We start from the raw sequence: 22,736 nt of genomic DNA, 5'->3' as shown, positions 1-22,736 counted from the left end.
ACTCAGAAGTGAAACCTCTTAGCGCTGATGGTAGTGTGGGGTTACCCATGTGAGAGTAAGTCATCGCCAGCTCATTATTCGAAAACACCCCCAACTTAAACGTTGGGGGTGTTTTTTTATGTGTTCGGAAAAAGGAAAATAAGAAAAAATAAGAGAAATGAAAAAAGCATAAAATATGAAAATGAATATGTTGTAAGTGGATAATATATGAATATTTCTCACTCAAATATATAGTAAGATGCCCTCAATATTTCTATCAGGGTTATTGATCCGCTGAAATAATTGATTGCGTTGCAGCTTTAAGCATATATAAGACTTGGCCTAATAAAATGTCCTTATCTGTCAATGCCACAATAATCATGGGATGATTTTGTGCAGCAACAGATGCAAGTATCGCTTTTCCATTTTCGGCATCTAAGGTTATATTTTGACAACCGACCAAATGAATTTCTTTAATAAATGCTGACACCATTGCAAGGATAGAGCTGCTAACCGCAGCTAACTTGCTATTGTTATATTGCCCACGTTTGTAAACACTTGTTAGCTCAAATCCATCTGTTGAACACACCATGATGAAATGAACGCCTCGTGCATTGTTAATAATATTATTTATTTGTTCACGGGCATGTTGTATTAACTCATTCGAAGCGGTGCGTTTTGTGACATTAAACATTAATAGCTCCTTATGCGGTAATGTAGTGATTTACTTCGATTGAGGTAATTAAAGCTTCAAGTAGCAGTAAAACGTCAGATTTTTTGCGACAGTCAATAAAGAATAGGGGCGAATATAAGTCCTGACTAATCAGCCAATCTTTGTAGATAGCAGTATTCGTTGAACTTGTGATTTCGTCTGTATGGGTAATTCCAATGGCTATGTTATCTGTATAGTTTTGGAAGGTTTCTAAGTAGCTTTCGAGTTCACTTAAGGGATCATTAACATTATGATCAATCAAAATAATTGCACCGATTGAGCCTTGACAAATCACAGGCCAAATAAAATCAAAACGACTTTGTCCAGGGGTACCATATAAACCTATTTTTAAACCATCTTCTAAGGTCACTTCTCCATAGTCGATACCTACTGTAGTTTCAAGTTTTTGATGGCTGGTTTGATCTGTATTAAACGCCTCGGTCAGTAGAACTGGGATATCAGAAAGTGAACGGATCGCTTCAGTTTTTCCAGCACCCATAGAACCAGCAAAGACAATTTTATATTGCTGAAGAATCATGTTTGATGTCCTATTCTAAAATCCAAATTTACGGCGTAATTTACGAAAGAAGTTTTGCACAAAGTTCTTTTCTTCTGTTGGTTCATGCGTTTCAGGTGGCGTGTAATGTTTATCCCAAAGATTTATTTTTTTAATATTTAGTGATGCCATATTTGCAGCAATGAACTGTCGAACGGTGCTGAGGGGTATATCATATTGTTCTGCAATCGTTGATATCTTTGCGCCCTGGATAAAGCATGCAGAAAGTTGAAAAATTTGTTTATGAGATAAATGGTCAGCAGGTTTTGGCCAGCTTAAAATTCGAAAATGACCATCATCAGGAACTGTTTGGTAAAAATTCGGAGTTTGCCAAAATAGATTCCATATCCAGTCTTGAAGGATGACGGGATGCTTTCGACTTACATGGGTCATATCTTCAATTGATGCGAAATCATATTTAAAACTAGCATCTGTGTGTTGAAGTTGACGCTCGAGGTTGAGCCAAGCTATATTTTGCGCGGTATCGATTACCGCTATTGTGCCTAGATCATCATATAGGTGTAATTTTTCATGATTATCTTCTGCATACATTTTTTTGAAGTAATCATCCTCCAAATTAAATTCGCTAAAGCTCTGGATTTGATCATGTTGAGCATGCTCAATGGATTCGTTAAGGTTATTATGGCTGACGAGATGTTTATCAATCCATTGATTGAGCTCTTGATTATCATCCACGGGTAGGAACAGCGTGTTGTTTCTGACGCGCCCTGATTGTTGGTTGTCTTTCGAGATCTTGAGCCAAGGTAAAGCGCGGCGAGTTAATATTTTTTGAATTCCTTCGGTGTCAAAAAAACGCTCATGAATAAATAAACAATCGAGATTCACATCAGATGCACTTTTCCATTGGATATTAAAGTGCTGTGGAAAAATTGCGTAAAGCTGATGTTTGAGTTGATCTGAATCATGAATACTTAATCCTGCAATGCCGATATTGATATATTGCTTATTCATGGTGTTCCTCGACTAATTTTATTCAAACCTGTAAAACATTTTGGGAATAAAAAACCCTCTTATTGGCATAAGAGGGTTGGGTGAAATTAAGCAAAATCTAAATTTTTTTCATAGGTTTTTAATTCGTGTCGAGCCATGGCTAGGTTTGCTTTGGCACGATCAAGTACTAAATATAAGAACACGGATTCATTATTTTCCAGTGGACGAATCAAGTGATACTGCTTTCCTAGAGTAATTAAAATATCGACAATGTGATCGTCTAAATTGAGTGACTGAGCAACACGTCTTTTGGAGCGAACCACTTCAGTATTTCCAGCAGCTGCTAATTCTAAATCAATATCTCCACCGCCTTGTGTCGCCATAGCTAGGCCACTTTCACCGTCTACCAGTGCCGCTGCATGAAAACCGTCGATTGTTGTGAGTGATTCTAATGAAACTTTAGCCATTTTTATGCCCCTCTTTTAGGTTATACATGATTATTATTTGTAGATATTTAGGTAATTAAACTAGCGTTTTTAACTACATAATTTGATTATAGGAAGCGTAAGGGGCTTTGCAATAAAATTAATTTTTTGCTTTAAAAGGATAATATTTTCTAAATATAGCGTTAAGTTTTAGGATTTAAAAAATGTGATTTAATTTGCTATATATATTTTTTATGTATTTTAGAACTGTATTTTTGATATAAAATTTACCAAAAATTCAAATGTAAAGTTTTGTAAATATTGTAATAAAACTCAATTTTTGCAGAATAAAGCTGACTGATTTACATAAAGAAAACAAAAAGTGATCTAAAGGCGTGTAATTTAGAATATTCGATTTAAAAAAAACCTGCTTAAAAAGCAGGTCATTGTTTTAGACAAATGAAGCCACTTAAGAAAAAATATTACAAGCTGCAGATGCCAGAATCCATAAAATCACCACTGCAACGATAGGCTCTACAATTTTTGACCAAGTTGGCACTTGTACTTCAGTTGTCACATCTTCTTGAGTATGTTGTTGATTAACCATTTGATTGAACTCCTTCATTGATGCTTCTAATGATATCTCGTCTTGCAGATTTGGTTTAGAACCAAGAAGCTCTGTTAGGTTGTTTGTTGACCAAACCCAATCATCCGCTTGACCAGAAAGGTGTTCAATTTGTCCATTGAGTAATTCTTGAATGCTTTGTGGTGAGTGTGAGCCGGTATCATGAAGTTGCTTTAATTCATTTAATTGTAAATGAAAAATTTCAGTTGTTAGGTGTTCAAGTTCAGAGTGTTCTAATATTGATGCATTCGATGGATTGGTGGTCAGATGGCGTGAAACTTCTTGAATATAGAGTTCATCAGGATGAGTAATTTCTTGATAAATCTTTTGAGCATTATTGCGGAGCTGATGAATCAATTCACCTAAAGTTAATGCATTAATTTCACGTATATGTTGACGTTTTTCTTCACGATTTAAATGACTTAAAAGCGTAGGCTTTTGAGATTCTATTTGTTCGACAAAATATTGTACTAAATCAAAAGCCATTATTCGCTTCCTTATTCTTTAATCGAGCAACCTTAAACCTGGTTTTTTCTTCGGCTGCTCTTGTTGTTCTTGGTCGTTTGATTTTAAAGCATTTTGATCATTCTGAATACCTTCATATTCTTGAGGATCGAAGAACATGCCTTGACCATTTTCACGTGCATAGATACCTAGAACAGCAGAAAAGGGGATATAGAGGTTTTGCGAAACGCCACCAAAGCGTGCAGAGAAAGTAATCGTCTCATTGCTCATGTGTAGCGCATGCGTTGCATGAGGTGCGATATTCAGGACAATTTGGCCATCTTGGATATATTGAACTGGCACCATCGTACCATTCTGTGTCGCATCAACAAGTAGGTACGGTGTAAGTTGATTGTCACAAATCCATTCATAAAGTGCCCGTGTTAAGTACGGACGCGTTGGAGTGAGTTGTAGTTCCAGTTCAGACATAATGCTTACTCGAATATTTATGGGAAATTAATTTTTTGCTAAAAGCTCGCTATAGCGATTTTTTTCCTGCAATGTCATCGATTTGATAAATGCAGGACGGCTAAAGATGCGTTGGCAATAGAGAAATATAGGGCGGCATTGCTGTTTGGGAAGCTCAATCCCCATGGCTTTTAGGCGCAGAAATATAGGCGCGAGCATACAGTCTAACATGCTAAATTGTTCAGACATAAAATAAGGATAATGCTGAAACAAGGGGGTTAGTGAAATGAGTGTATCACGCAATTGTTTTTGTGCTTTTTGCTTGGCTTTTTCATCGAGGGTATCGGGATGGCGAAGCATAATATCGGCAAGTCTTAACCAATCTTGTTCGAAGCGCCATACATATTGACGTTGCTCTGCACGAGGCATGGGTGCATCTGCGTACAGTTTATTTTGACGATATCGGTCATCTAGATATTCGGCAATAATACTGCTGTTATAGAGTTTTAGGCCATTTTCAATCATCATTGGAAGTTGATTGTAGGGATTTAAACTCGCAAGATCTTCGTCTTCATCATCAGCAATAATTAAATTATGTTTGATTTGCTTCTCTGCAAGTACATAGCGTATCCAGTGTGAGCGAAAGTCATCCGCATGACTGTAAAGCGTAATCCCTTGGAGAGGTGCATTTTCGACTGACATAATCCGAGACGATGAGAAATGATTAAGATAGGATACTAAAATTAGACAGTAAAATCACGGAGACTTTAGCAATATCAATGCAGCAACAGTGAAAATTACAGTTTTGTTTTATTTGATTTTATCTGATAGCTTTTCATGTCATATATTTACCTGATCGTCACCGCATGATGACCATTGCACTTGTACAAAAATTATTATTTTTAGCTGCTGTTATTTTTATGGGCATTGGCTTTTATACGGCACTCGCTGGAGGTTATGCCTCTGATTATGGAGTAGAGGATGATAGCCAAGAACAAAAAAGCAAAATGACCATCTGTACAATTACACTAACATTGTCGGTTATATGCTTAATTGCGAGTTTGAGTCTCTTTGTTTATCGGATCGTTATTCTATTTGCATCATCTTCATAAAAATTAAACATAAAAAAACCTTGGCATAAGCCAAGGTTTTTTGTCCGATTCGGTAAACGAATTAACGTTTAGAGAATTGAGGACGTTTACGAGCTTTACGTAAACCAAGTTTCTTACGTTCAACTTCACGAGCATCACGAGTAACGAAACCAGCTTGACGAAGAGCAGGTTTAAGAGTTTCGTCAGAAGCAATCAATGCACGAGTAATACCGTGACGGATAGCGCCTGCTTGACCACCGATACCACCACCAGCAACAGTGATGTAAAGGTCATATTTCTCAGTAGCTTCTAAAAGCTCAAGTGGTTGGTTAACAACCATACGAGCAGTTTCACGACCGAAATATTGTTCTAAAGAACGGTTGTTGATTACGAGTTTACCAGTACCAGCTGATAGGAAAACACGTGCAGTTGCGGTCTTACGGCGACCTGTACCATAGTTAGTAGCCATGTGCTGTATCCCTTAGATGTCCAAAACTTGTGGCTGTTGAGCAGTATGTGGATGCTCAGTACCAGCGTACACTTTCATTTTCTTGATCATTGCATAACCAAGAGGACCTTTTGGCAACATGCCTTTTACAGCACGTTCGAAGATTTCTTCTGGTTTGTGAGCAACTAATTTTTCGAAATTAGTTTCACGAATACCACCAGGGAAACCAGTGTGGCGATAATATTTCTTATCAAGTGATTTTTTACCAGTCACTTGAACTTGCTCAGCATTGATAACAACGATGTAGTCACCAGTGTCAACGTGAGGAGTATAAGAAGTTTTGTGCTTACCGCGTAAACGACGAGCGATTTCAGTCGCAAGGCGACCTAAAGTTTTGCCAGAAGCATCAACAACGTACCAGTCGTGTTGAACTTCAGCTGGCTTAGCGCTGAGAGTTTTCATTAAACCACTACCTATTATAGTTGGTTTGGACTATGGAAGCTGTCCAAACAAAAGGAGACGCGATTCTATACGAATACGTGAAGAATCACAAATGAAAATATAAAATTTCAAGCGCTGTATTGTAGTATATTTCTTCAGCAATAAACAGCAGATAATCCAGAAATTATAAAAAAAGCGGATGAAAGTAAATCATGTCGAATTCTAATCTGTTAAAAAACACATCTGAACCCTCATTTTGGCGGCAATGGTTGCAATTAATGGGCTTATGTAGCGCCTTGGTTTTAAGCCCAACTTTTTTGTATTTGGTGTATTTGCACGGGGCGGATGGTGCGATCATCGTTTTGTTAATGATGCTCACTTTATTTTTCCTTAGTTATTTATTGGTTTATCTGTTAATTGGATTATTGCTTGTGGGTGGTATGTCTTTTTGGCTGATAACGAAGTACCCGCAACATGTGTCAGCCGTTCAGCGCTGCATTGTAATTCTTATTGCATTGATTTGGATCATTGGCATTTCAGGTTTTGCTTTCGATTTCATTCCATACAATGTCGCACAACGCGCTTATTTTTGAGTTTTAGTCCGATATTTTTAATCAATAAAATTAGGTCTGCCATGTGCATCACACAGTATAATAATGCTATTGCACACACAGGATAGACCCATGCTGCCTTTATATATCACGAGCGGTGAACCCGCAGGTATCGGACCTGATATTTGTTTGAGCTTAGCCAATCGAATAGATGAAAGGCCACTTGTGGTTCTTATTGATAAAGATTTGCTGCTCAAGCGTGCTCAACAGTTAAAGCTCGAAGTTGAACTGATTGACTATGTTGGGCAGGAGGGTTCGGCAGCTCTAGGTCAGCTTTATGTGGAACATGTACCTGTAACTACACCTGTTATTGCAGGTCAGTTAGATGTGAATAATGCAGCCTATGTGTTGGAACAATTACGTCGTTCTGCAGATTATGCGATGTCTGGCAAAAGTGTAGGTGTTGCAACTGCACCTGTGCAAAAGTCGATTATTAATGAGGCCGGTATCCATTTCAGCGGACATACGGAATTTTATCAAGAATTTGCAGGCGTTGACCGTGTCGTGATGATGCTTGCGACAAAAACGCTCCGTGTCGCATTGGCAACTACACATTTACCGCTTCGTGATGTTTCAGATGCCATTACTCAAGAACGTTTGCATCAAGTCATTGATATTTTAATTCATGATTTAAAAACCAAATTTAAAAAAGATCATCCGCATATTTTAGTCTGCGGTTTAAATCCGCATGCGGGTGAAGATGGCTATTTGGGCATGGAGGAGATTGAAGTGATCAATCCGGTGCTAGAGCGTTATCGCGCTCAAGGGGTGAATATGAGCCTGAGCTTACCTGCTGATACCTTATTTACCCCTGAAAATTTAAATGATGCCGATGCGGTTTTGGCGATGTATCACGATCAGGGCTTACCTGTGTTAAAGTCGCAGGGCTTTGGCGAAGCCATCAATATCACTTTGGGCTTACCATTTATTCGGACTTCAGTGGATCACGGCACAGCACTGTCACTGGCTGGAACTGGTCTTGCTAAAAGTTCGAGTTTACAGGTGGCGGTTGATTTGGCTTTAGAATTAGCACGTGCGAAAAATAACGAAACTTAATAATAAAGGTTTGAATTTTATATGAATAATATTAAAAAATTATCAAAAATAAAACAGGAAAATAACAAGATGCTTAGGGCGAAATCGATCATTCGCCCATTTTTTGGGATTGCGTTAGCGTTGATGCTGTCAGCATGCTCAACGCTCGCTACAGATCATCATTCTTGTGAATTAAAAGTATTATCGCTGCAAATTCCAAAACAGACGGAAGGATTTATACGTTTTGCATCACCGGCTGCCGTGGATGGCTTTAAACATAATCAGCAAAAATTTAATCAAGCGCTGACCGCGGTGCATAAAAAATATGCGAATCGTGGCGGTGCTGATAAAATGCTTCAAGATGGACAGGCAATCAATGCTAATATTGATCTGCTTGTACAGCATCAAAATAGCCTGAGTGCGCTATATGAATATCAACTTCTTGTAAGTGAAACCATTCCAGGTATTCAAGCTGAATATAACATTCTGGCTGATATGATGGCTAGAGCAAACAATTCAGCTATTCAAGCAATGATTGCCAAAAATCAAGTCTATATTGCGGGACGAATGTTAAGTTCTTTGCTGAAGTTAACTGATGTGAATTCTATTCATCCAGACGATTTAGATGACTTTTTAGCAGATTTTGAAACTTTCAATATTTATTTGAAGGCTCAACTGAATGGTAATCCCGAACTGGGTGTAGAGCGCGTAAACAATGCTGAAATGCGTGAAAGTTTGCTCTCCATTCAGGCTGAAACTGAAGAAATGATGAAATCTGAAACAATGGCTTTGTTGCAACAAAGAGAGCCATTGCTCAGTGTAATTAAAGCGGCTCGGGATAATGTGATCAAGTCCGAAGAAATTTTTGCTCGCTTGAGTGAATTTGAATCAAGTCAGTAATCGTTGTAATAAACCTATGCGGAGAATTTTATGTATCAAATTAATGCCCTAAACCCAAAAGATGAAGGGCATCACACGCGTAAGCGGTTTGGACAGAATTTCTTACATGATCAACGTGTTATTGCCAAAATTGTACGTTCGGTAAATCCGCGTACTGGTGACAATATTGTCGAAATTGGTCCCGGTCTTGCTGCGCTTACATCGCCTTTAATTGGTGAATGCGATGCTTTAACTGTGGTTGAGCTGGACCGTGACTTAGCCGCAGGTTTACCGGGCCGTGTGCCGCATCCTGAGCGCTTGACCATTGTTGAAACCGACGCGCTGAAATATGACTTTACCGAGCTGTTTGCCGAAGGCCGTCCACTGCGTGTGGTTGGTAACTTGCCGTATAACATCTCGACACCGCTGCTGTTCCATCTCTTGGAGTTTGGCGACAAAGTCAAAGACATGCACTTCATGCTGCAAAAAGAAGTTGTGGACCGTATTACCGCTTCACCGAATACTAAAGAATATGGCCGTTTATCGGTGATGATCCAATACTTCTGCAAACCGACGTTTTTATTTGAAGTGCCGCCGGGCTCATTTAATCCGCCGCCAAAAGTCACCTCTGCGGTATTCCGTTTAGAGCCTTATGCCGTTAAACCGATTGTGGCGAAAGATGAAAAAGCGCTTGCACGTTTGGTTTCACATGTCTTTACTCAGCGCCGTAAGACCTTGCGTAACAGCTTAAAAGGCATGCTGGTTGAAGATGGTTTTGAAAATGCAGGTGTTGATCCAATGGCGCGTCCAGAGACCTTAACACTTGCAGAATTTGTCGCATTAGCAGATCAAATGGTGGCTTAAATAATTATGACTCGCTCAATTCGCTATAACTATGTCATTGGTGATGTTCAAGGCTGTTTTGAAGCATTAAAAGCTTTACTGAAAGAGATCAAGTTTGATGCAGACCAAGATTATATATGGTTTGCCGGTGATCTCGTCGCACGGGGTGAAAACTCTGTAGGCGCTTTGCGGTTCATCAAAAAATTAGTGGATAGTGATGTTGCGGCGACGGTACTAGGCAATCATGATCTAACTTTACTGGCATGCGCACGCGGTATTAAGGACATCAACCCTAAAGACAATATCGATGATGTGATTCACGCTTTAGAAAGTGATGATCTGATTGAATGGTTACGCAAGCAGCCGCTGTGTCTATTTCCGAATGAGCAAACCATTTTGACTCATGCGGGTATTCCTTTGAATTGGACTGCGCAGCAAACCGCAGACTTGGCAAAAGAAGTGGAAGCGGTGATTGGTCATGACGACTTTGATGTGGTCGATGCGTTTCTTCAAGTCATGTACGGTAAAGAGCCGAACCTGTGGTCGGATGATTTGTCTGGCCATGCGCGCTTACGCTGTATTACCAACTATTTGACCCGTATGCGCTTAACCGATGCAGAAGGCCGTTTAGAGTTCAGTTTTAAAAACTCACTCAATGACCCTATGCCGAAGGGTTTTCAGCCATGGTTTGAGTTTGAATCACAAGCAGCACAGACCCATCAAATTCTGTTTGGCCATTGGGCGGCTTTGCAAGGAAAAAGCATTTCAGCAAAAATCCAAAATGTGGATGGCGGATGTGTCTGGGGCAATCAGTTGATGGCCTATCGTTTAGAAGATCAGCACATGTTTGCTGTCGATAATCCTGTGATGTAAGTATTTAAAAATAAAAAAGCCGCATTGATGCGGCTTTTTTATTGGTGTGAGGATTAGTCTAAACGAATCCAAGTTTGGTTACGGCCCAAGACTGAAACGCCAATACTTGCACGGATCGAAATACGTTTTCCTGTGCTGTTTAAGCGCACTTTAGCATCATAAACCTTGCCAGAAAGAGGGTCGATAATACGACCTTTTTCATAATTATTGGTGTCCTTTACTTGTTTTAAACCTTTAATAATCTCCATACCGAGAATTGGTTGGTTGGTATAAGGTGCTGGGCACTTATTGCAGTTTTTTTGCGGTGTATAGCCCGGACGTGGCGTAATTTTAATAATTTTACCGGTATAGGTATTATTGGATTCTTTGTGAATCGAAATAATCGCTTTGGCCGCTCCTGTTTTATCGTCAATTTGTTGCCACGTGCCAGCAATGTCATTTGCAAATGCACCATTCATCAATCCGAATGTGCAAAGGCTGAATAATATTTTTTTAAACATAATCGCTTTTCCCCTAGAAGCGTGATTTATGAGCACGTATGTTAGAAAGTTTACGAGAATAGTCAACTTTATTTTTAAAATAATTTGAATATCTTAGGTATAAAAAAACCGCCATGGCGGCGGTTTTTATAACATTGAACTTATTCTTGGCGAATCCAAGTTTGGCTACGACCGAGTGCTGATACACCCATATAGCCACGTAGCGTGAGACGTTTGCCACTGGCATTTAAGCGAACTTTTGTGTCGTAAATTTTGCCAGAAAGTGGGTCGATAATACGGCCTTTGTCGTAGTTATTGGTCCCTTCAACATGTTTTAAACCAGTTAACACATCAAGGCCTAAAATCGGTTTGTTTTTATAAGGTGCAGGGCAATTTACGCAGGTGTCGCGCGGTGTATAGCCCGGACGCGGCGTCACTTTGATGATTTTACCCACGAATGTTCCATTACTTTCTTTACGGATTTCAATAATGGCTTTTTGTGAACCTGTTTTATCATCAATTTGTTGCCAAGTCCCTGAAAGGTCTTGAGCAAAAGCTGAACCACTCATTACAGCAGCTAAGAATAAGAGGCTCACTTTTAATTTTTTCATCAGATATTCCCTGTAGGTGGTTCACCTATATCAAATCAATTTACTGAATAAATTTAAAATTTATTCAACGCGAATCCATGTCTGTGTACGACCAATCGCGGAAATCCCCAGATATCCACGTAAATGTAAGCGCTTACCATTGGCAGAAATTTTGCCTTTTAAGCTGTAAATTTTGCCTGCTAAAGGATCAATAATTTTTCCTTGAGAGTAGGTATTTTCACTTTCAAGTTTCAGCCCCTTAAATACATCCATCCCTAAAATAGGCTGGTTGGTATAAGGTGCAGGGCAATTCACACATTTTTCCTTTGGTGTATAACCCGGACGTGGCGTCACTTTCACAATTTTGCCGGTATAGGTGTCTTTGGCATCTTTTCGAATTTCGATCAGTGCTTTAGGCGAACCAGTTTTATCGTCAATTTGTTGCCAAGTCCCTGTAAGATCTTGAGCATAGAGTGCGGAGCTTGTAACTACAGCACCGAATAATGCAGCCCATTTCAAACTTTTTTCGATCATATTAATAATCCTTTATCAATACACTTTGTGAGGGTTTATTGATCATACTAGGTAATATTTGAACTTAGAGCAACTACTCTAAGCGTAAATATTTACATTTTATTCGGGAAAGTTGACATGTTGCACAAAAGTGCCTTTACCAAAAATGTAACATCCACAGCACATCGTTCAATGTGTTGTGGTGTACCCTAGAATTTATATTAAGTTTATTTTTTATACAAAACAATCATTTAAAAGTGATTGCTCAGTCACATATTTTGTAGATAGAGTATGAAAGTTGGCAACCAGATTGCTGTGAATACTGCATTTACCGCCATGCCAAATGCCGCATAGCGCCCAGCAATGCTGCCGCGCTGCCAAGCTTGAGCTGTGCCAATCGCATGTGCAGCAAGTCCTAAGGCGAGTCCTGATGCACGTTCATCATGAATATTTTTAAGTATGATGGGTGAAAATGCTGCACCAATCACCCCTGATAAAATCACAATCAAAATCACCAAAGGAATCGGGGAATGCAACAGCGTGGCAATGTTGATGGCAATAGGGGTGGTCACTGCCCGTGTAGCAAAAGCCATAATGGTTGGATCTGACAAATGCAGCAAATAAGCCAGCCCCATAGGGAGGGCAACGGCACTGATACTGGCAAAGACTAAAATCCCGCCCACGGCTTTTAAAGGCAAGTCATCGTAGCGCATCGCTGCTAAAGGAATGGCCAAGGCCACTGTGACATAGCCGAGTAAGTTATTGAACAGTGGATTCACCTGTGCCATATAACTATCATAGGAAATGCCAAAAAGATAGAGCATACCAATGACGAAAAACATCCCAATCACAATCACGGGGATTTGCGGTAATTTTTTATTAATGGGTTTTGCGACAAGATAGGCGATCAGGGTAATGATGAATCCAGAGATGATTGAAAGCATGTTGATTCTCCTATAGCCATTTCTTAGACATTTTTGCGTAGACCCACAGCGGTATGAGGGTGCTGACAAAGAGAACAATCAAAAACATTGGAATTTCATCACCTAAATGCATCATCATCAGCAATGAGCCTGCACTAATGGGTAAGAAGGCAAAGGCACTTTCTTTCATAATTTTATTATTGGTATCGACCAAGCTGGCTGGAATTTTGTTGAATTTTCTCCAAAATGAAAGCACGATCAAGAGGGCAATCAAACCGACTAGATTGCCTAATTCTGGGTGATTGAATTGCTTCATGACCCAGACCGCGCCTTCACGGAAAATAATAATTAATGCAATAGTGCCTATCCAGGCTTTCCAGTCGATGCGCTTGATCCAGTCCATTTTTGTCTTTCGTTAAAATTATACTAATCAAGTTTTAACCGATTTAGTCTTTAATTTCAAATTCTTCAAGTGGACGTTGAAATTGTTGCGCACGCGTTCCCAATATTTCATCAATGGGTAAATGCGCCTGTTTAATCAGTTGTTCTAACTTATGCGGGGCAATGATAACATGCAAAATTAAGTTGCCTTGTTCATCATAACTTTCATTTTGGATCACATTGAGCGCATACAGTTGTGTTCTTAATTTGCCATAAGCCGGTTTTAGACGGACTTCAAAGCTTTGAATCTGTCCCATTAAGCATTCTTGAACCGCTTGGCGTAATAAGGGAAGACCTTTACCACTATGTGCTGAGACATAGACACGTTCCGGCTGGTGTGGCTTGCCATAGATGATTTTAGGATCTTCGCCACTGACATCAATTTTATTATAAACGCGCAGAATCGGAACATCGACACCAATTTCTTTCAGTACTTTTTCGACAGCCTCGATTTGTTCCATCATGTCAGGACTGCTGGAGTCAATGACATGTAACAATAAGGTCGCCTCCAACGTTTCTTCTAAAGTGGCTTTAAACGACTCGACCAGTGAGTGCGATAAATTACGCACAAAACCTACAGTATCTGCGAGAACTAAGTTGCCGATACCATCCCAATGTAGACGGCGTAAAGTTGGGTCAAGTGTCGCAAAAAGTTGGTCTGCTGCATAAACATCACTTTTTGCTAAATTATTAAATAAGGTCGATTTACCCGCATTGGTATAACCCACCAATGACACGGTTGGAACAGCAGCTTTTTGACGTGCCACACGACCTTGCATACGTGTTTGGCGGACTTTCTCAAGTTTCGCTTTAAGTTGTCCCATACGGAGCTTGAGTAGACGACGGTCAGTTTCCAGCAGCGTTTCACCCGGTCCACGTAGGCCGATCCCACCTTTTTGGCTATCGAGATCGCCACGACTACGAATCAGTCGTGAAGCCATATGTTGTAATTGAGCCAACTCAACTTGCAATTTACCTTCATAGGTACGTGCGCGTTGGGCAAAAATATCTAAAATTAATTCTGTACGATCGACCACACGACAACGCATGATGCGTTCAAGATTACGTGCTTGGGCAGGGGTGAGGGCATGGTCAAAGATGACCAATTCGGCTTCATATTCTGCGACTACTTCTGCAATTTCTTCAGCTTTCCCTGAGCCGATAAATAATTTGGCATCAGGCTTAATACGCTGAGCATGCACATGTTGCAAAATATTGGCACCTGCAGATTGAGCAAGTAAGTGGAATTCCTCGGCATCAAGGTCTGCAAGCATTTGTACTGCCACACTGACTAAAATTACGCGTTCACCGCTCGCTTGATGTTGATTTAAATTTTCCACTCAGCACACACTCCTGTTTAAAGATTCATTTTAGGCGAAAATGCAGTGCGAGGGTTAATCTAAGTGAGGGATTAATGGCTAAGTTCTGTATGTAGTGTTATTCAATTAGAGAAAGCTTCGAAAGCTCAGCGCCAATAAGAAAAGCACACTCACATATATCAATGAAAAACAAGCAATGGCTTTTAACGCTTGCCATGAAGAAATAGGGGGATTGTCTGAATATGAATGATTCATAATTTTAACCTTTAAAACCGATATAAAAATAATATTTGATTTTTAAAAACGATTAAAATGGGAAAATATTATCTTCGACTTCGGTTTTTATGATCAATGCAAAAAAACTGTCTTCGGTATATGATGATGAAAATTTACGCCAAATTGTGGCACCGTGTCCTTTTAGTGAACCGTTTATGAATCAACCTCAAATCGTCAATACACCGCAAATTAATGTGTTTTCAAAATTTTATTTGTATTGTAAAAAAGTCGGTGCAGCAGCTGTTGCCGTGACGCAGGGTTTTTATTTGGTTTATCGTCATCAATTGTATAAAGACCCGAATAATCCGCAAAATACCCGCTATGTGCAGTATTTTTGTCGCAAGTTATGCAAAGTATTCAACCTTGAAGTCAAGGTGCATGGTGAAATTCCACGACAACCAGCCCTTTGGGTAAGTAATCATATTTCATGGTTAGATGTGGCAGTTTTAGGTTCTGGCGCACGTGTTTTCTTTTTGGCTAAAGCTGAAATTGAAAAGTGGCCAGTGCTGGGTAATTTGGCGAAAGGCGGTGGCACCTTATTTATTAAGCGTGGCTCTGGCGACTCCATTAAAATTAAAGAACAAATTACGGGCTTCTTAAAACAAGATACACCGGTACTCTTTTTCCCAGAAGCTACCACTTCAGATGGCAGCAAAATTAAAAAAATTCATGGTCGTATTTTAGGTGCGGCAATTGAAGCCGAACGTCCAGTCCAAATTTGCTTAATTTGCTATGTGAATCAGGACGGTGAACTCGATAATATTGCGCCCTATGTCGGAGACATTAGCTTTGATCGACATGTCAAAAATGTCTTAGAAATGCCGAAAGTCACAGCGCATCTGATGACATTGCCCGCAATTGATTCGGCAGGTCATACTGTTGACAGTCTGACACAAGAAGTGCAGCAAAAAATGAATCAGGGATTAGCAGAGCTTCAAGCTAAAGTTCTTAAAGCGCCAGTTCCAGTTGAAGCTAAATAATTTAATGATACAGGCTGCAAGGGATGCCTTTGCAGCACAATCCTTACATAAAGCCTTCGAGCGGCAACCAAGAGATAAATTTCACCCCCGCTTTTTGCCACCACTTGATTTTCGGTTCACGTGGATAAATACGCGTTTGACCATTTGACAGCTTAATTTTCCAATTGATCTGTTGGTCTGCATTGAGCACTAACTTATAGGCATATTTACTTAAATTTTCATCCATGGTGTAGTGGACGGCTTTGGCTAAGCGTGGGCTATTTAGTAATACCCCAATTTCAGTATTTAAATATGCTGAACGTGGATCAAAGTTAAATGAGCCGATAAAGACTTGTTTTTCATCAATTGCCATCAGTTTGGCATGCAGACTCGAACGGCTTAAACCTTTTAGACTAACTTTAGATTTTTCCGCCAACTCTTTGGTATTGGTGTTGAGGTTTTCTGCATCAGGTCTAGAGAGAAACTCATAGAGTTGAACATCGTGTTCCAATAGATCTTGGCGATATTTACTATAAAAAGCATGAACCAATGGCACGTCATTGGCTTGGAATGAGTTGGTCAAGACTCTGACTTTTACGCCATCTGCACGAAGGTTTTTTAGGCGTTCAGCCCCTTTTTTTTCTGGGACAAAGTAGGCTGAAACGATATCGACACTTTGTTCAGGTTTATCTAAACGGTTGAGCAGCTGAAAGTTGAGATGCTCTTCTTTTTTAGCCTTAGATTTGATTTTGCTTGGGGAATCTTTGACCACTTCGGCTTTAACCCAGTCAAATTGGATTTTATTGTTGAGCCAGTCATCAAAGGCATGTGAACGGTTGGCTAAATCCAAATAATTGACCACAGTGGCTTCTTGGTTATAGTCATCGAGTTGTTGTTTGAGACTGTCAAAGCGCAAACTATAGTGGCGTGGATTGACCAATTGACGTACTGGAAAGGCATAATCATCATTCCAATATTCGTCAAAAGAATGGATGATTTCATCGGATGCCGCACCGACCAGCATGACGTCGACATCGGAAAATTGATAATTATCACTGACGTTATAGTATTGGTTACTCATATTGCGACCACCAATCAGAGCAATTTGATTGTCTGCAATAAAGCTTTTGTTGTGCATACGACGGTTGATGCGTTTTAGATCCAGTACCATATCGACAGGGCGGAAATGTCGGAAGCGGTACGGGTTATACAGTTTGACATCAATATTGGCATGTTGGTCGAGTGCCATATAAATGCCTTCCATTTTTTTGGCATTGTTGTCATCGACCAATAAACGAATTTTCACCCCACGATCTGCAGCTTTGATCATGGCATGCAGGGCCAAAGCACCAATTTTGTCGTTATCCCAAATATAGTATTGTAGATCTAAACTTTTTTCGGCTTTATTGATCAGTTCGATTCGAGCCGCTAAGGCTTCTAATGGGTCATATAGAACATGATAACCAGTTAAGTTAGGATTTTGTTCCCGTAACGGCAGCACAATTTTAGCAAGGCTAGTATCGTCAGTGGGGGTATTAAAGGCATATTCCACAGGTTGAGTTTGCTGTTTAGGCAAGGTACTACATGCAGATAAAGTCAAAACAAGGCTACAACTCAGCAAAACCACCTTAGTGTGGTTATGTATGAAGGACAAATTTTGCTGTTTCAGTGTAGCTGAGTTCATGCTGTTAGACATACTAAAAAATTTGATTTGAGTATAAGTGTCAGCTGTGAAAAGATAAATATAGTGACCGAGTTTTCTCGTTAGGCAAATTGTAGAGCAAATGTATGTGGGAATTAGATTCCGTAGTGATGTATTTTTATATCGGGTTGGCTGTGCTGGGCGTTTGGGCAATATCCCAAGCTTGGTTAAGCCAGTCGCGCACGGAAACGATTCATCCGTTTAAAGCCTTCGTACATTTGTTGGCGTTTTATCTATCGTATTTACTTATCCCTTTATTCTTCTTTAGCTTTTATGCAGGCTGGAGTGGCTATTATTCACTACATGAAGCAATTTTTGTCGGTGCTGTTACGGGGCTTTTGTGCTATGCCCGATTTATCGAGCCGCACATGATTCAGGTGAAAAAATGTCAATATCAATTGCATGAAACACGACAATTATTAAAGCCTGTACGCATTGCCTTAATTGGTGATTTACATATTGGTTTATTTTCGGGCCATGAACGTCAGTTAAAAATGATCGTCGATAAAATCAATGCACAAAATCCTGATTTGATCGTGGTTGCAGGGGATTGGACTTATGAACCTGAAAATAAGTTGGCTGAAGAACTGGCTGTACTGAAAAAAATTATTGCTCCGATTTATTCGGTGAATGGTAATCATGATGAGCAATATCCCGGTCCGCCTATTCAAGCGCTGTTAAAACATGCATTAGAAAGTAATCATGTGGTGGACATCGAAGGGCAGGTGGTTGAGTTTAATGAGTTTCGCTTATTAGGCGTTGGGGACTTATGGGCAGGTAAAGCCGATATGCGCTATTTGCCAGAATTGCCACAAGATAAACCTTGGATCATTTTGTCGCATAATCCAGATACAGTCGATATGGTGCCTAAACTTCCCGGACGACCATTGATGTTGTCGGGTCATACGCATGGCGGGCAGGTACAACTGCCATGGTTGACTGATTATGTAATGAAAAAAGTGTCCATTTTAGGCCATAAAAAAGGGCTATATCAGCATGACAATGCAGATGTCTTTGTCACTGTTGGTACGGGCATGGTTGGGGTACCTTTCCGTTTTCTTGTGCCACCGACCATTGATATTATCGAGTTGGTTTAATCAAAAACTACCGTTCATTATCGCTAAACGGTTTGGTGAATGTTCTTCTTGATGTAGAGCTACAGGCCTTGTTTGGTTAATAAAATTGAATCGTGCCATTCATTTGCTGTTTGAAATTAAGTAAATGACCGTGTATTGGAACAGATGATGTGTATTGCTCAGTTGGATCTAAGCTGCATTCATGAATAAAATCGAAATGATGTCAACTATAGAGTAGCTAATCAGGTCATTGACTCAATTTGAGACATAAAAAAGCCAGCAATAGGTGCTGGCTTTTTTATTATGTGCAGATTAAACCTGATTATTCACATCATCATTTTTAGTTTCGCGAATCATTAAGAACGCGATCAATGAAAGGATTGATGCCGCAGTTAGGTAGTAACCTACTGCATATAAACCATAGCCAGTTGCAAGTTTAGTTGCGATCAATGGCGCGAAAGATGCACCAAAAATACCAGCCATGTTAAAGGTTAAAGCTGAACCTGTGTAACGTACAGACGTTGGGAAGATTTCAGACAATACCGTACCAATTGGACCATAGGTTAAACCCATGATCGCAAGACCGATACATAGGAATAAGAACACCATCGCAGTACTGCCAGACTCAAGCATGCTTGAGAAGACTAAGCCAAACAATGCAGATACAACACATACCGCAATCGAAGTCGTTTTACGACCAAATTTTTCAGCAAATACAGCAGAAAGTGGAATGAAGGCAGCGAAACAAAGTGTGGCAACCAGTTGAAGTTTTAAAAATTCTTCACGTGTGTAACCAAGCTGGGTTGTACCCCATTGTAAAGCGAATACTGTGGTTAAGTAGAACACAACGAATGTACAAATCGCGGCAATCGTACCGAGAATTAACATCCCCCAGTGCTTAGTGATCACTTCTTTGAACGGAATATTTACTTCTTTTTGCTTATCCAAAACTTTTTGGAACGCTGGTGTTTCATGTAATTTTAAACGAATCCACAGACCGACAATAACCAATAGCGCACTTGTAATGAATGGAATACGCCAACCCCATTGCATAAACTCAGTTTCAGACATGAAGTGACCTAAGGTCAAGAATGAGCCTGTTGCAAGAATAAAGCCGATTGGCGCGCCCAATTGAGGGAACATACCATACCAAGCACGTTTGCCTTCTGGCGCATTTTCAGTTGCAAGCAGCACGGCACCTGACCATTCACCACCTAAACCAAGACCTTGACCTAAGCGACAAAGTGCAAGCATGAGCGGAGCAGCGATACCAATTTGAGCATAGGTTGGAAGCAAGCCGATACATACTGTAGAAATCCCCATGGTGAGGAGAGCGGCAACTAATGTGGCTTTACGACCGATACGGTCACCTAAATGGCCAAAGAATGTTGCACCAATCGGGCGAGCAATAAAGGCAATCGCAAACGTTGCTAAAGATTGAATTGTTGCGGTTGTTGGATCTGTACTTGCAGGGAAGAACAGATGCGGGAAGATAATTACAGCCGCAGTTGCATAGATGTAGAAATCGAAGAATTCGATTGTGGTACCTACAAGACTTGCTGTAAGTACGCGGAATTTTGAATTTGTTGGTTGCTGTTCATTGGCAGCAGCACTTGAAGACGCCATGGTGGACCTTACACTTACTAAAAATAATTGAACTTAGTTTTAAAAGCGTAATCTTTTTAAAAAAGGCGTAATTTCTTAAAAAAATACGAAATACCAACTTACGAACTGCGGAATTAGGGTCACTAAAGAATGCAGTGTCAGTGGGTTATATCACGTAGAGATAAATCGACAGGAAATGTGATCCTGCACCTATCAATACAAAAATATGCCAGATAGCGTGTGTATATCTTACCTTTTTTAAGGCATAAAACAATGCACCGATTGTATAAGATAGCCCGCCAATGATCAGGTAGGTTAAAGCTTGATCAGATAAAAAGCGTTGCATATCATCCATTACCAGTACTGCAAGCCATCCCATCACCAAATAAGCAATCAACGAAATCTTTTGAAAACGATGAATGAAAATTAATTTGAATAGTGTTCCAATTGCAGCAATGACCCACAGTGCAATGAGTAAATAATGCGCTTTTGCGGTAGGCAGTGCGATTGCCAGAAACGGGGTGTAAGTGCCTGCAATTAAATAATAGATTGCGGTATGGTCGAGCTTTTTGTACCAACCTCGGCGCTCAGGAGACTCTGCGAAGTGATATAAACTCGAGGCTGAAAACAATAACAGCATACTGAATGCATAGACCCAAAGTGCAAGCCATTGTCCAGTTGGAAGGTATGAGCCTTTTAAAATCAGTAGGATACCTGCGATGGCAGACAACGCTGCACCGAAAGCATGGGTATAGAAATTCAGTCTTTCTTCAGCTGGGTCATAAGCTAAAAGATGGGGAGTATTCATAACGTATCTTTTATAATAATTTAAATATACATATGTATAGTAATTCAATTTTGCTTTTGGTGTAAGAAGATTTAAAATTGTTTTGCAAATTTATCTAGGTTTATATTATGTCATCTTTGGCTTCTCCCTCTACGCAAGAGCAGCAATTTTTAGCAGCCTTTCAGCAAGCCATTGAAACACAGCGTTTTGATCGCATGATTTTGAGTCAGTATAAAGGTGAATTAGACCAATTAGAAAAAATGACCTTGCGAGTCATTTCGCTGCAAGGTGAGTCATTTCTTAGTTGTTTATATCGTTATAAAACCCAAGACATCACCAAAAACTATCCAATGGCAGCTGCATATCAACAAGTCGAAAGTTTATTGAGTTGTTGTAAGCAAGCCAACCTGATGACCTTAGATGAAGAAATTCAGCTTAAGAAAAATAAAAAGAAAGCCATGCTAAGCATCAGCAAAAGCAGCCAGCCTTAGGGAAAAATCCTACTGAGCAGCAAGGACATGATCGAGCGAAACATCGCTATGTCGATCAAAACAGTTATTTCTTACAGCCACTCGGTATTACGGATGCCAAAGCACAAATTATTCCGAGCATGGCGCGTAAATGGAAACAAATTAATAAATTTGTAGAAATTTTTTCAGGCGCTTTAAGTCAGATTAAAGAGACTGATCAATCTCTACATGTTGTAGATTTTGGTTCAGGCAAGGGATATCTAACTTTTGCATTATATGATTATTTAGCAAAACACCAGCAAGTGCCTAAAGTGACTGGGGTTGAGCTGAATCCAAAAATGGTGGAATTTTGCCAAAGCGTTGCTCAGCAGTCGAATTTCAGCCAACTGGATTTTTTCCAAGGCGATGTTCGTACCTATGCGCCTGAGCGCTTAGATGTCATGATTGCGCTGCACGCCTGTGATGTGGCAACGGACTTTGCGATTCATACCGGTATTCGATTAAATGCGCAAATGATCATGTGTGCGCCGTGTTGTCATAAAGAACTGCGTCCGCAATTGAAAGCGCCGCAAGTACTTGCACCGATGTTGCAATTTGGTATTCATGCAGGCCAGCAAGCAGAGATGCTTACTGACACGATTCGTGCACTTTTATTGAAAGCATATGGTTATGAAACCAAAGTCTTTGAATTTGTGGCACTTGAACATACCAGTAAAAATAAAATGATCTTGGCAACCAAACGTGCAGACTATGTCGAACCTGATCAAGCGGTATTGGCGCAGATCCAAGCTTTAAAAGACATGTATGGCATTCAAAAGCATTCGTTAGAATTATTGTTGAATGATCAATGGGACCAGCAAGATATTGGCTGTAAATGCTAAAGGATGAAGGGATGCAGCAGTTAAATATTCAATTTGGTCTGTGGGAGCAACTGGCCTCTGCAGCTCGATCGATACGTGAACAGGTCTTTATTTTAGAACAGCAGATATCGCCCGAAGATGAATGGGATGCAGAAGATGCGATTTCACTGCATTTTATTGTTCATGATGGGATGAAAGCTATTGCAACTGCACGTTTGTTGAAAAATAAGTAAGCGTCCGCTGAACCCCATGCCTATTTTTTAATTTGAGTTGGATTTCCAGCGATGTGGCAGTAATTCTTCAATCTGAGTCACTTTATGTGTCGGCAACCTTTTCAGCACATCACTTAAATAGG

Annotated in this window: 28 protein-coding genes and 1 pseudogene; 10 read left to right on the top strand and 19 right to left on the bottom strand. The window is 40.0% G+C overall.

Features of this window, described 5'->3' with window-relative positions:
• Positions 1–262: 262 nt before the first annotated feature.
• From FTT99_RS15935 to FTT99_RS15905, 7 genes are all read right to left on the bottom strand, one after another.
• On the bottom strand, positions 263–673 hold the full coding sequence (locus tag FTT99_RS15935) for a hypothetical protein (protein ID WP_078194283.1): 411 nt from the start codon (positions 671–673) through the stop codon (positions 263–265).
• Between the two features lie 10 nt (positions 674–683).
• Positions 684–1,229 carry an ATP/GTP-binding protein gene (locus FTT99_RS15930; RefSeq protein WP_180129974.1) on the bottom strand — a complete coding sequence of 182 codons (546 nt, stop codon included), beginning with the start codon at positions 1,227–1,229 and terminating at the stop codon, positions 684–686.
• A 15-nt stretch (positions 1,230–1,244) separates the two neighbouring features.
• Positions 1,245–2,219, bottom strand: a complete 975-nt coding sequence (locus FTT99_RS15925; protein WP_180129972.1) for a hypothetical protein — start codon at positions 2,217–2,219, stop codon at positions 1,245–1,247.
• Positions 2,220–2,305: 86 nt separating this feature from the next.
• Positions 2,306–2,665 carry a roadblock/LC7 domain-containing protein gene (locus FTT99_RS15920; RefSeq protein WP_180022868.1) on the bottom strand — a complete coding sequence of 120 codons (360 nt, stop codon included), beginning with the start codon at positions 2,663–2,665 and terminating at the stop codon, positions 2,306–2,308.
• Positions 2,666–3,092: 427 nt separating this feature from the next.
• Positions 3,093–3,734: a hypothetical protein gene (locus tag FTT99_RS15915; protein ID WP_180129969.1), complete on the bottom strand. Its 642-nt coding sequence runs from the start codon at positions 3,732–3,734 to the stop codon at positions 3,093–3,095.
• An 18-nt stretch (positions 3,735–3,752) separates the two neighbouring features.
• Entirely contained in the window at positions 3,753–4,181 is a 429-nt protein-coding gene (locus FTT99_RS15910; RefSeq protein WP_180128807.1) for a ClpXP protease specificity-enhancing factor, read from the bottom strand.
• A 27-nt stretch (positions 4,182–4,208) separates the two neighbouring features.
• A complete protein-coding gene (locus tag FTT99_RS15905) occupies positions 4,209–4,862 on the bottom strand; it encodes a glutathione S-transferase N-terminal domain-containing protein (RefSeq protein WP_078194277.1) in 654 nt (217 codons plus the stop codon).
• A 164-nt stretch (positions 4,863–5,026) separates the two neighbouring features.
• Between FTT99_RS15905 and FTT99_RS15900 the strand changes: the two genes are divergently transcribed.
• The gene (locus FTT99_RS15900) at positions 5,027–5,272 is read left to right on the top strand and encodes a hypothetical protein (RefSeq protein ID WP_180129967.1); all 246 of its coding nucleotides are present in this window, start codon (positions 5,027–5,029) and stop codon (positions 5,270–5,272) included.
• Between the two features lie 61 nt (positions 5,273–5,333).
• Here the strand turns inward: FTT99_RS15900 and rpsI are convergent, their stop codons facing one another.
• Positions 5,334–5,720 (bottom strand): 30S ribosomal protein S9, encoded by a 387-nt coding sequence (rpsI, locus tag FTT99_RS15895; protein WP_078190115.1) that lies wholly within the window; start codon positions 5,718–5,720, stop codon positions 5,334–5,336.
• Between the two features lie 12 nt (positions 5,721–5,732).
• Entirely contained in the window at positions 5,733–6,161 is a 429-nt protein-coding gene (gene rplM / locus FTT99_RS15890; protein ID WP_004722943.1) for a 50S ribosomal protein L13, read from the bottom strand.
• Positions 6,162–6,352: 191 nt separating this feature from the next.
• Between rplM and FTT99_RS15885 the strand changes: the two genes are divergently transcribed.
• From FTT99_RS15885 to FTT99_RS15865, 5 genes are all read left to right on the top strand, one after another.
• Positions 6,353–6,733, top strand: a complete 381-nt coding sequence (locus FTT99_RS15885) for a hypothetical protein (protein WP_180129965.1) — start codon at positions 6,353–6,355, stop codon at positions 6,731–6,733.
• Between the two features lie 90 nt (positions 6,734–6,823).
• The gene (gene pdxA / locus FTT99_RS15880; RefSeq protein WP_180129962.1) at positions 6,824–7,807 is read left to right on the top strand and encodes a 4-hydroxythreonine-4-phosphate dehydrogenase PdxA; all 984 of its coding nucleotides are present in this window, start codon (positions 6,824–6,826) and stop codon (positions 7,805–7,807) included.
• A 21-nt stretch (positions 7,808–7,828) separates the two neighbouring features.
• Entirely contained in the window at positions 7,829–8,686 is an 858-nt protein-coding gene (locus FTT99_RS15875; RefSeq protein ID WP_180129959.1) for a pilus assembly protein PilJ, read from the top strand.
• A gap of 30 nt (positions 8,687–8,716) precedes the next feature.
• A complete protein-coding gene (gene rsmA / locus FTT99_RS15870) occupies positions 8,717–9,529 on the top strand; it encodes a 16S rRNA (adenine(1518)-N(6)/adenine(1519)-N(6))-dimethyltransferase RsmA (RefSeq protein WP_078190111.1) in 813 nt (270 codons plus the stop codon).
• A gap of 6 nt (positions 9,530–9,535) precedes the next feature.
• On the top strand, positions 9,536–10,381 hold the full coding sequence (locus tag FTT99_RS15865) for a symmetrical bis(5'-nucleosyl)-tetraphosphatase (protein WP_180129957.1): 846 nt from the start codon (positions 9,536–9,538) through the stop codon (positions 10,379–10,381).
• Between the two features lie 53 nt (positions 10,382–10,434).
• Here FTT99_RS15865 and FTT99_RS15860 read toward each other — a convergent pair whose 3' ends face one another.
• The 6 genes from FTT99_RS15860 to hflX form a co-directional block, all read right to left on the bottom strand.
• Entirely contained in the window at positions 10,435–10,881 is a 447-nt protein-coding gene (locus tag FTT99_RS15860; RefSeq protein ID WP_180129954.1) for a DUF2147 domain-containing protein, read from the bottom strand.
• Positions 10,882–11,021: 140 nt separating this feature from the next.
• Entirely contained in the window at positions 11,022–11,471 is a 450-nt protein-coding gene (locus FTT99_RS15855; protein WP_078190108.1) for a DUF2147 domain-containing protein, read from the bottom strand.
• Positions 11,472–11,531: 60 nt separating this feature from the next.
• The gene (locus FTT99_RS15850; RefSeq protein ID WP_180024995.1) at positions 11,532–11,984 is read right to left on the bottom strand and encodes a DUF2147 domain-containing protein; all 453 of its coding nucleotides are present in this window, start codon (positions 11,982–11,984) and stop codon (positions 11,532–11,534) included.
• Positions 11,985–12,232: 248 nt separating this feature from the next.
• Complete coding sequence (locus FTT99_RS15845; RefSeq protein ID WP_180129952.1) at positions 12,233–12,907, bottom strand: LrgB family protein; 675 nt, start codon at positions 12,905–12,907, stop codon at positions 12,233–12,235.
• A 10-nt stretch (positions 12,908–12,917) separates the two neighbouring features.
• The gene (locus FTT99_RS15840) at positions 12,918–13,289 is read right to left on the bottom strand and encodes a hypothetical protein (RefSeq protein WP_078194269.1); all 372 of its coding nucleotides are present in this window, start codon (positions 13,287–13,289) and stop codon (positions 12,918–12,920) included.
• Between the two features lie 43 nt (positions 13,290–13,332).
• Positions 13,333–14,667, bottom strand: coding sequence for a ribosome rescue GTPase HflX (gene hflX, locus FTT99_RS15835; protein ID WP_180129948.1), 1,335 nt, complete (start codon positions 14,665–14,667; stop codon positions 13,333–13,335).
• 410 nt (positions 14,668–15,077) lie between these two features.
• Between hflX and FTT99_RS15830 the strand changes: the two genes are divergently transcribed.
• Complete coding sequence (locus FTT99_RS15830; protein ID WP_180009229.1) at positions 15,078–15,902, top strand: 1-acyl-sn-glycerol-3-phosphate acyltransferase; 825 nt, start codon at positions 15,078–15,080, stop codon at positions 15,900–15,902.
• A gap of 43 nt (positions 15,903–15,945) precedes the next feature.
• Here FTT99_RS15830 and FTT99_RS15825 read toward each other — a convergent pair whose 3' ends face one another.
• Positions 15,946–17,565 (bottom strand): phospholipase D family protein, encoded by a 1,620-nt coding sequence (locus FTT99_RS15825; protein WP_306423166.1) that lies wholly within the window; start codon positions 17,563–17,565, stop codon positions 15,946–15,948.
• 104 nt (positions 17,566–17,669) lie between these two features.
• Here FTT99_RS15825 and FTT99_RS15820 point away from each other — a divergent pair, with 104 nt between their 5' ends.
• On the top strand, positions 17,670–18,680 hold the full coding sequence (locus FTT99_RS15820) for a metallophosphoesterase (RefSeq protein ID WP_180129945.1): 1,011 nt from the start codon (positions 17,670–17,672) through the stop codon (positions 18,678–18,680).
• Between the two features lie 291 nt (positions 18,681–18,971).
• Here the strand turns inward: FTT99_RS15820 and FTT99_RS15815 are convergent, their stop codons facing one another.
• Complete coding sequence (locus FTT99_RS15815; protein WP_180129943.1) at positions 18,972–20,285, bottom strand: MFS transporter; 1,314 nt, start codon at positions 20,283–20,285, stop codon at positions 18,972–18,974.
• A 145-nt stretch (positions 20,286–20,430) separates the two neighbouring features.
• Positions 20,431–21,072: a hemolysin III family protein gene (locus tag FTT99_RS15810; RefSeq protein WP_078190100.1), complete on the bottom strand. Its 642-nt coding sequence runs from the start codon at positions 21,070–21,072 to the stop codon at positions 20,431–20,433.
• A gap of 107 nt (positions 21,073–21,179) precedes the next feature.
• Here FTT99_RS15810 and FTT99_RS15805 point away from each other — a divergent pair.
• Both FTT99_RS15805 and FTT99_RS15800 read left to right on the top strand, forming a co-directional pair.
• Positions 21,180–22,402: pseudogene (locus FTT99_RS15805) on the top strand (SAM-dependent methyltransferase).
• Between the two features lie 11 nt (positions 22,403–22,413).
• Positions 22,414–22,614 (top strand): hypothetical protein, encoded by a 201-nt coding sequence (locus FTT99_RS15800; protein WP_180161657.1) that lies wholly within the window; start codon positions 22,414–22,416, stop codon positions 22,612–22,614.
• A gap of 27 nt (positions 22,615–22,641) precedes the next feature.
• Here the strand turns inward: FTT99_RS15800 and FTT99_RS15795 are convergent.
• A partial coding sequence (locus tag FTT99_RS15795; RefSeq protein ID WP_141192749.1) for a transposase domain-containing protein occupies positions 22,642–22,736 on the bottom strand: 95 nt, incomplete at its 5' end.

Origin of the sequence: Acinetobacter sp. YH12040 (assembly GCF_013420005.1) — a bacterium.
Lineage (GTDB): Bacteria > Pseudomonadota > Gammaproteobacteria > Pseudomonadales > Moraxellaceae > Acinetobacter > Acinetobacter amyesii.
Note: the sequence above shows the minus strand (reverse complement) of the source record. Positions and strands in the feature narration are given on the sequence as shown.

Excerpts from the sequence above, each read along its gene's own strand:
- rplM (WP_004722943.1), bottom strand. The coding sequence starts at position 6,161 with ATGAAAACTCTCAGCGCTAAGCCAGCTGAAGTTCAACACGACTGGTAC.
- FTT99_RS15800 (WP_180161657.1), top strand. The coding sequence starts at position 22,414 with ATGCAGCAGTTAAATATTCAATTTGGTCTGTGGGAGCAACTGGCCTCT.
- FTT99_RS15930 (WP_180129974.1), bottom strand. The coding sequence starts at position 1,229 with ATGATTCTTCAGCAATATAAAATTGTCTTTGCTGGTTCTATGGGTGCT.
- FTT99_RS15820 (WP_180129945.1), top strand. The coding sequence starts at position 17,670 with ATGTGGGAATTAGATTCCGTAGTGATGTATTTTTATATCGGGTTGGCT.
- FTT99_RS15865 (WP_180129957.1), top strand. The coding sequence starts at position 9,536 with ATGACTCGCTCAATTCGCTATAACTATGTCATTGGTGATGTTCAAGGC.
- FTT99_RS15840 (WP_078194269.1), bottom strand. The coding sequence starts at position 13,289 with ATGGACTGGATCAAGCGCATCGACTGGAAAGCCTGGATAGGCACTATT.
- FTT99_RS15920 (WP_180022868.1), bottom strand. The coding sequence starts at position 2,665 with ATGGCTAAAGTTTCATTAGAATCACTCACAACAATCGACGGTTTTCAT.
- FTT99_RS15910 (WP_180128807.1), bottom strand. The coding sequence starts at position 4,181 with ATGTCTGAACTGGAACTACAACTCACTCCAACGCGTCCGTACTTAACA.
- FTT99_RS15915 (WP_180129969.1), bottom strand. The coding sequence starts at position 3,734 with ATGGCTTTTGATTTAGTACAATATTTTGTCGAACAAATAGAATCTCAA.
- rpsI (WP_078190115.1), bottom strand. The coding sequence starts at position 5,720 with ATGGCTACTAACTATGGTACAGGTCGCCGTAAGACCGCAACTGCACGT.
- pdxA (WP_180129962.1), top strand. The coding sequence starts at position 6,824 with ATGCTGCCTTTATATATCACGAGCGGTGAACCCGCAGGTATCGGACCT.
- FTT99_RS15855 (WP_078190108.1), bottom strand. The coding sequence starts at position 11,471 with ATGAAAAAATTAAAAGTGAGCCTCTTATTCTTAGCTGCTGTAATGAGT.
- FTT99_RS15875 (WP_180129959.1), top strand. The coding sequence starts at position 7,829 with ATGAATAATATTAAAAAATTATCAAAAATAAAACAGGAAAATAACAAG.
- FTT99_RS15935 (WP_078194283.1), bottom strand. The coding sequence starts at position 673 with ATGTTTAATGTCACAAAACGCACCGCTTCGAATGAGTTAATACAACAT.
- FTT99_RS15850 (WP_180024995.1), bottom strand. The coding sequence starts at position 11,984 with ATGATCGAAAAAAGTTTGAAATGGGCTGCATTATTCGGTGCTGTAGTT.
- FTT99_RS15900 (WP_180129967.1), top strand. The coding sequence starts at position 5,027 with ATGATGACCATTGCACTTGTACAAAAATTATTATTTTTAGCTGCTGTT.
- FTT99_RS15905 (WP_078194277.1), bottom strand. The coding sequence starts at position 4,862 with ATGTCAGTCGAAAATGCACCTCTCCAAGGGATTACGCTTTACAGTCAT.
- FTT99_RS15825 (WP_306423166.1), bottom strand. The coding sequence starts at position 17,565 with ATGAACTCAGCTACACTGAAACAGCAAAATTTGTCCTTCATACATAAC.
- FTT99_RS15830 (WP_180009229.1), top strand. The coding sequence starts at position 15,078 with ATGAATCAACCTCAAATCGTCAATACACCGCAAATTAATGTGTTTTCA.
- FTT99_RS15815 (WP_180129943.1), bottom strand. The coding sequence starts at position 20,285 with ATGGCGTCTTCAAGTGCTGCTGCCAATGAACAGCAACCAACAAATTCA.
- FTT99_RS15885 (WP_180129965.1), top strand. The coding sequence starts at position 6,353 with ATGTCGAATTCTAATCTGTTAAAAAACACATCTGAACCCTCATTTTGG.
- FTT99_RS15810 (WP_078190100.1), bottom strand. The coding sequence starts at position 21,072 with ATGAATACTCCCCATCTTTTAGCTTATGACCCAGCTGAAGAAAGACTG.
- rsmA (WP_078190111.1), top strand. The coding sequence starts at position 8,717 with ATGTATCAAATTAATGCCCTAAACCCAAAAGATGAAGGGCATCACACG.
- FTT99_RS15860 (WP_180129954.1), bottom strand. The coding sequence starts at position 10,881 with ATGTTTAAAAAAATATTATTCAGCCTTTGCACATTCGGATTGATGAAT.
- FTT99_RS15925 (WP_180129972.1), bottom strand. The coding sequence starts at position 2,219 with ATGAATAAGCAATATATCAATATCGGCATTGCAGGATTAAGTATTCAT.
- FTT99_RS15845 (WP_180129952.1), bottom strand. The coding sequence starts at position 12,907 with ATGCTTTCAATCATCTCTGGATTCATCATTACCCTGATCGCCTATCTT.